Here is a 7,059-nt window from a genome sequence, read left to right as displayed (position 1 = left end):
CGGGACCGGGCGGAATCGGGCGAGGTTGGCCGGGGCCGGCCGCCGGAGGACCGGGATAGGGCCGCTGGTTCGGCACGGGGCCGGGTCGCGGCGGTGGCGGTACGGGTGGCCGCGGCTGGGCGGCGGGCGGTGGCGGCGGGGCCATGTGCTGACCGGGCCGCGGCTGCGGTGCTGCCGGAGGACGACTGATCTGCGGCACCCTCGGCGCCTGGCCGTCGTACGGACCGCCGTTCAGGCCCTGGTGCTCGGCATCGGCTGGAGCGGGGCTGCGTTCCCACGGCGCGACCGGCGCCCGGCGCACCGGTGGCCCGTCGAGCCGGTCGCTTGGTCGAGGGCGATGAGCCGATATGTCATCGTCGCTCATCATGCCTCCTGTACCAGCCGGGATTCCGCACCCCCATCGGTGCGGAGAGCCGCGGCTCGCCGCAATGGTTCGCCGTTTTCGGTGAACATCCTGTCAGTGGTCCCCGTCCGGATCCGACCGGCTCGGCAACACTGCGATTGTCCTCCACCGTGCCACATGACACCGCAGTACCCCACATCGATGCAGGTAGCAGCGGTTTACGCCGCGCCGTCGGAGCGGGATCCGTCACCGCGTCTCCTGGAGCTGCTCCTGCTCTTTCTCCTGCGCCCGCAGCACGCGAATGCGCGCACGCCGGTACCGGTTGACCCGGCGTCTGGTGCTCGGATCGAAACCCTCGTCGGCCGGATCGGGCTGCCCGCGGAACCGGCGCCACAAACGGCGGCCGGCCAGCAGGAGCAGCAGGAGTGCGGCGCATCCGGTAATTATCGCCAAGGCCTTGCCATAGGCATTCGAACGCACCGACACCTGCGTGGGATTGCCGAGCGCGACGCCCTCCGGCGTGGTGAGCGAGATCGGAATGACCAGGTTCCGGCTGTCGCTGACCTCCGTCGGGATCTGGAAGGACCGCGACCCGTTGGCCGGAAGCTGCTGCTCGCCGGGATCGGTGATCGTCGTCTCGGCCGGCGCCTCGATCCGGAACCTGACCCGGATGGCCACCGGCAGATCGTTGCGCGCGACCAGCAACAGGGGGCTCTGCTCGGACGCGAGCGTGTATACCCCGCCCGGCGGTAGCACGGTCACCGAGCGATAGAGCTTGTCCATCGTCCGGGTGTTCTGGTCGAGCCGCCGCTGGGCGAACGTGTCCGGCGGCGCGGCATCGCCCGCGCGCCGATCCGAGAGACTGAGCACGCGCAGCAGGTCGTCGCGCAGCGGCGTCAGGAAGTCGTGCGGCGTCGGTTCGGCCTCCGGCACGTCCACCAGCGCGCGCATCATCTCGGTGATCCGGCGGCTCTGCTCGCGTACCGGCGGCAGGAATCGGTCCGGCACCGCGTCCTGCGCCGCCTGCGGCAGATAGTCCAGCTGGAAGGGCTGCGGGTCCGGCGGCAGCGCCACCAGATCGTGGAATGGGCGCGCGGTGGCGAGGTTGCCGCGCAGCAGCTGGTCGACCTGGCGCAGCAACGCGGACGCCTCGTCCCGGTTCGCACCCCATTGCTGCGGCGGGACGAGCAACAGCGAGCGGGACGGGTTCGCCTCCGGGTGCAGCGCCTTCCACGAAATCGCCCCGAGAGCGTCCTGCAAGCGCGCAGCGCGCGAGTCGTTGGTCACGTCGTAGCGGACCCGGGACGGGGTGAACGGCGGGGTCGGCGGATTGGAACCCACCGCCGCGAGCGCGGTCGCGGACCAGATGTCGAACGTCACCGCGTGCAGTGCGGGGTCGGCGGCGGGCGCGGGCGCAGCACTCGCGGTGGGCGCCGGAGTGCCCGTGGCCTGCGGTGCCGGTGCCGGCGCGGCCGGCTGGCTCGCGGTGATATCGGGGAGCCGGACCACATCCGGGATCGCCGGGTCGGCGGTGGCTGGAGCGTCGTTCGTACCGGTTGTGGACCTGCCGGTTTCACTGCTCGACTGCGCCCAATCCACGCTGCCCTGCGGAACGGCCGCCGTCGCGGCGAGCACGGCGGTGCCGAAACCGTGACTGCGCAACAGTGCGCCGGCACCCTCGTCGATGCTGCCGGAATCCGGCAGGCCGACACCGCGTACCGACCGGGTGGACAGGATCGAATCGATGATCTCGGCCGGTTCGTTGATCGCGCGCGCGGACAGCGCCGGATCGTTGACCGCGGCCAGGGCGGTGAGATCCACCTGCGCGAACGGCAGCGCGACGGTGCACATCGACCCGGCCAGCGCGCGCAACCGCTCCAGCCAGGTCTGGGCCTGCTCGGCGCCCGCGCCCGCCCTGGTGGCGCCATCGGGGTCGGAGGGACTGGCCAGTACGCGATACCCCTTGGTCATCGCGCGCACCGTGAGCAGCAGGTCGGGGTCGACGGCGAGGCACACGGCCGAGGCCAGATCGGCGTTGCGGCCCGTGCTCGGGTTCAACGTCCCCTCCAGCGCGGCCAGCAATTGATCGAGACGGCCGCCCTTGCCGAGCGAGGCGGCCAGTTCGTCGTCGGTGAGTTCGACCTTGCCGTCCACGCTACCCGGACGACCCCCGACCTGCCGCGGCCGGTCGGCCAGCGGCCAGAGCAGCGTGGTCGCCACCGGAGCGTCGGTTGGCGCGGATACCGGTGGCGCCGCGTCGCCCGCGACGGGCGGCACGCCGAGCACCGGGAGCAGGAATCGCGCGTCGTCGAGCCTGGCCTGCGTGCCGTAGGCCGGTTCGCCGTTGACGTTCAGCAGCAGCGGGTAGACGCCCGGCTCCGTGATCCGCAGCGATGTGGCGCCGGTCTCGGAACGCAACGGGATGCTCAGCGTGAACTGTTTGCGCTGCCCCGGGTTCAGCCGCTGCGCGACATCCTCGAAGTCGCCGTTCACGTCGTAATTGACCTCGTCGAGACGCAAAGTGGCGCGCAACCCGACCGGCGCGGTGATCGCCGCCGCCCGCTGGACGCGGATGCTCACGTCGTCCACGACGCGGTCGCCGATATTGGTGACGGTGCCCGCGACCGTGAGCACCGAATCGCTGCCGGTGGTCACGGTGGTCGGCGTCACCGAATCGAGGGAGAGCTTCAGGAATTTGGGATTGGTCGAGGTTCCGGACCCGGTCGGTTGCGCTCCCGCCGCCGCGGAATCGAGCAGCGGCAGCGCCGTCACCGGGCCGAGGATGGTCAGGACCGCCACGAAGATCCGGAACAGTCCACGCGTCATCGCTTGCCGGTCTCCATCCGGTCGATCAGCTTGTTCGCCATCTCCGCCAGCCGCCGCTCATCGGCGTAGGCCAACCGAGAATCGAGTTCACTCAACGGAACCCAGGCGACCTGGGTCACTTCCACGTCGGCGTCGGACAGTTCGCCACCGACCGAACGCAGCAGATAATGATGCACCGTTTTGTGTACCCGCCGACCATCGGTCACGAACCAGTAATCGATGCTGCCGAGTTCGGCGACCACGACACCGTTGATGCCGGTCTCCTCGGCGACCTCGCGGATCGCGGTCTGCTCGGCGGTCTCACCTTCTTCGATATGTCCCTTCGGCAGCGACCACAGTAGCCGCCCGCGGCGATCGGTGCGTCCGATGAGTGCAGCGCTTCGTGCTTCCCGAGGACCGTCCAAGCCGTCTACGACCAGCCCACCCGCCGAAGTCTCCCGCACCGTGCGCATCCGCGGCTTGGCGGCATTGGCGGCCGAACCGCGGCGCCGAGGCTGGCGGCGTCGACTGTTCGCACGATCGGCCGGAGACACCTGGCAATCCTACTGTGTTGAATTTGCCGCGACTGCGTCGCGGCGTGTTCGCGGCCCCCTTATGGCTCGCGTCCGAGCGACCGCCGCTTGCTCCTTCGTCGCGGACGCGGCGGCCACTCGGACGCGAGCCGGGCCGCGAACGGAACAGGCTCGGTCTCGCTTCGCTCGAAAGTCGTGGTTGTGGTGCGCTGGGCGCGTAGGTGGGCTCGGCGCTGGGGTGGCTCAGCTGTCGGATCGGTCGGCGGGTGCGGCACGCGCTACGGCTCGGAGGCGGTGAGTGGGTTGCACTAGGACACGCGCGGCGGGCGGCTCGAGAGTGGTGGTGGTTTCGTGCGGATGTCGTGGGGTGCGCGGATGCCGCTGGCTGGGCTGATGTCGGTGTCCTTATATATCCGGTTGCTGCCGAAGCCTGGGTGGCGATAACCGGTGGCGTGGCTCGGTAAGCTGCTCATTCGTGGTTGCGCCGAAGTCCCAGGACGCTGTGCTGGATAGACGTACCCGATTGCTGGCCGCGGCCGCGGTGACGCTCGGGGGGTTGTCGGATGTGCTGACGCCGCTGGGTGAGATGTTCGCGGTGCGGGGGCACGAGTTGTACCTGGTGGGTGGAAGCGTGCGGGACGCGGTGCTCGGGCGCCTGGGGACCGACCTGGACTTCACCACCGACGCGCGGCCGGACGCGGTGCAGGACATCTTGCGCGGGTGGGCGGACCATCTGTGGGACACCGGCGGTCTGGCGTTCGGCACGGTCAGCGCGGCCAAGGATCGGCAGCAGCTGGAGATCACCACGTTCCGCGCCGACAGCTACGACCGGGTGTCCCGCAACCCGCAGGTGACCTTCGGCGACTCGCTCGAGGAAGACCTGGTCCGCCGCGACTTCACGGTGAACGCGATGGCCGTGAAGATCGGCGCGGACGGCGCGCTGGAGTTCGTCGACCCGCTCGACGGCATGACCGCCCTGCTCGACGGCGTGCTGGATACGCCCGCCGCGCCGGAGGATTCGTTCAACGACGATCCGTTGCGGATGCTGCGCGCCGCGCGGTTCGTCTCTCAGCTGGGGTTCGAGCTGCATCCCCGGGTGCGGGCCGCGATCACCGCGATGGCCGACCAGATCGACCGCATCACCGCCGAGCGGGTGCGGGTCGAGCTGGACAAGCTGATCGCCGGCGCACACCCGATCGACGGCATCAATGTCATGTGCGAGACCGGGCTGGCGCAGCGGGTGCTGCCCGAGGTGCCCGCGATGAAGCTGGAGATCGACGAACACCACCAGCACAAGGACGTCTACTGGCATTCCCTCACCGTGCTGGAGCAGGCCATCGACCAGGAGGAGGGCGGCCCCGACCTGGTGCTGCGCTGGGCCGCGCTACTGCACGACATCGGCAAGCCCGACACCAAGCGCAACGAGCCCGGCGGCGGCGTCAGCTTCCATCACCACGAGGTGGTCGGCGCCAAGATGGTGCGCAAGCGGATGCGTGCGCTGAAGTACCCGAAGCAGTTCACCGAGGACGTCGCCCGGCTGGTGTTCCTGCACCTGCGCTTCCACGGTTACGGCAAGGGCCAGTGGACCGACTCCGCGGTCCGCCGCTACGTCACCGACGCCGCCGAACTGCTCCCCCGCCTGCACAAACTGGTCCGCGCCGACTGCACCACCCGCAACAAGCGCAGGGCCGCCGCGCTGCGCGCCACCTACGACGAACTCGAGGCGCGGATCGAGCGGTTGCGCGAGCAGGAGGACCTGGCCAAGGTCCGCCCGGACCTGGACGGCAACGCGATCATGGAGCTGCTCGGCCTGCCTCCGGGACCCGAGGTCGGGCGCGCTTGGCGCCATCTCAAGGAACTGCGCTTGGACCACGGCCCGCTCAGTCGCGACGAAGCCGAGGCCGCGCTGCTCGAGTGGTGGAAGACGCAGGGCTGAGCAGGTCAGAAGACGATCAGGGTGGTGCCGGCCAGGATCGCGGAGCGCATCTGGGCGAGGTCGAAGGATCCGGCGATCTCCGGCAGTTCGACGCGGAAGCGGATCAGGTCGCTCTCCCGTTCGGCGCGCACGATCCGCGCGTTCTCGGGTAGGTGCTCGAGCGGCAGAGCGGGGACGTCGATCATGCGTCGCGGAATACGGACGCCGAGCCAGGTGACGCGGCGTACCGCGATGTCCAGCCGGTTGTTCGTCACCGTCGCGTCCACCAGGGCGGTGACCAGTCGCCTGCGGTGCCTGGCCCGGATCAGTCCGCTCGGATGCACGTCCAGGTCCCAGTCCAGCGGCTGGGTGTTCAGCCATCCGATCAGCGCCGCCGTGGTGACGGTGCCGATGAGATCGAGCCGGGCGGTGCGCACCTTGGTCGGCACGCCCGGAATCAGACGGACACCGTGCGCGATCACCGTCACGGACTCGATCGGGTGATCGTCCCAGCGCAGCCGGGACAGCACGGTCTTGGTCTGGAAGTGCGCACCGCGACGGCGCACCTTCAGCACCTGCAAGGTGGCGTGCAGGTCGTGACCGAGCAGGGTCGCGCTGACCTCCTGCCCGCCGAATCGGCTCAGGATGCCCTCGCTGAGCATGGTCATCAGCACGTCCGGCAGCAGCGCCGTGACGGTGCCCGCGCCGAGGTCGGCGACCGGATCCATCCAGGCCGTGCTGAGTGTGATCCACTGCTCCAGCCAGGATTGATCGAACAGGCGCTTTCCGAGATCGACGGCCCGCAGCGGCGACCAGGACTTCGGATCGAAATACGTGGCCATGATTGGAATGAGCGTACTTGGCGCGAGGCCCCGTATTCGTTCGCTGTGACCCAGGTCGCGCGGACCGGCCGTCTTGCCCGCGAGAACGCTCGAGCACGAGAATCGAAAGGCTGCCGGTCACACACCGCTGGGAGGACGCACATGGCGCTGGATCTGAACAGTGATCTCGGCGAGGGCTTCGGGCCGTGGACGATGGGTGACGACGCCGCCATGCTCGACATCGTCACCAGCGCGAACATCGCCTGCGGGTTCCACGCGGGCGACCCCGCGATCATGCGCAGGACCTGCGCGCTCGCGGTGCGGAAAGGCGTGCGGATCGGCGCCCACGTCGGTTATCGCGATCTGGCCGGTTTCGGTCGGCGTGCGATCGCCGTCGCGCCCGGTGAGCTGCGCGACGAGGTGCTGTATCAGATCGGCGGCCTCGACGCTTTCGCGAAGGCCGCCGGGGACCGGGTGCGCTACGTGAAACCGCATGGAGCCCTCTATCACTCGGCCGCGCGCGATCGGAAGCTGGCCGACGCGGTGCTGGCCGCGATGGTGGAGTACGACCCGCGCCTGGCCCTGCTCGGCCCGGCAGGCACCCAGTTGGAGTCGGCCGCGGAGGCCGCCGGGGTGCGTTTC

General features: G+C 69.8%; 6 protein-coding genes. 3 read left to right on the top strand and 3 right to left on the bottom strand.

Annotated elements, in window-relative coordinates:
• On the top strand, positions 1-189 hold a 189-nt coding region (locus ON21_RS39705; protein ID WP_218004160.1), incomplete at its 5' end, for a hypothetical protein.
• Between the two features lie 400 nt (positions 190-589).
• Here ON21_RS39705 and ON21_RS29825 read toward each other — a convergent pair.
• Together ON21_RS29825 and ON21_RS29820 are read right to left on the bottom strand one after the other, a co-directional pair.
• A complete protein-coding gene (locus tag ON21_RS29825; protein WP_039803414.1) occupies positions 590-3,169 on the bottom strand; it encodes a DUF6049 family protein in 2,580 nt (859 codons plus the stop codon).
• Positions 3,166-3,702 (bottom strand): NUDIX hydrolase, encoded by a 537-nt coding sequence (locus ON21_RS29820; RefSeq protein WP_039803412.1) that lies wholly within the window; start codon positions 3,700-3,702, stop codon positions 3,166-3,168. Before ON21_RS29820 ends, ON21_RS29825 begins: the two co-directional genes overlap by 4 nt.
• A gap of 454 nt (positions 3,703-4,156) precedes the next feature.
• Here ON21_RS29820 and ON21_RS29815 point away from each other — a divergent pair, with 454 nt between their 5' ends.
• Positions 4,157-5,617 (top strand): CCA tRNA nucleotidyltransferase, encoded by a 1,461-nt coding sequence (locus ON21_RS29815; RefSeq protein ID WP_039803410.1) that lies wholly within the window; start codon positions 4,157-4,159, stop codon positions 5,615-5,617.
• A 5-nt stretch (positions 5,618-5,622) separates the two neighbouring features.
• Here the strand turns inward: ON21_RS29815 and ON21_RS29810 are convergent, their stop codons facing one another.
• Complete coding sequence (locus ON21_RS29810) at positions 5,623-6,438, bottom strand: hypothetical protein (protein ID WP_039803409.1); 816 nt, start codon at positions 6,436-6,438, stop codon at positions 5,623-5,625.
• Positions 6,439-6,579: 141 nt separating this feature from the next.
• On the opposite strand from ON21_RS29810, the gene ON21_RS29805 reads away from it, so the two are divergent.
• Positions 6,580-7,059: LamB/YcsF family protein (locus ON21_RS29805; protein WP_157171011.1), on the top strand; the 480-nt coding region annotated here is incomplete at its 3' end.

Source organism: Nocardia araoensis NBRC 100135, assembly GCF_000308435.1.
In the GTDB taxonomy this organism is placed as follows: Bacteria; Actinomycetota; Actinomycetes; order Mycobacteriales; family Mycobacteriaceae; genus Nocardia; species Nocardia araoensis.
Note: the sequence above shows the minus strand (reverse complement) of the source record. Positions and strands in the feature narration are given on the sequence as shown.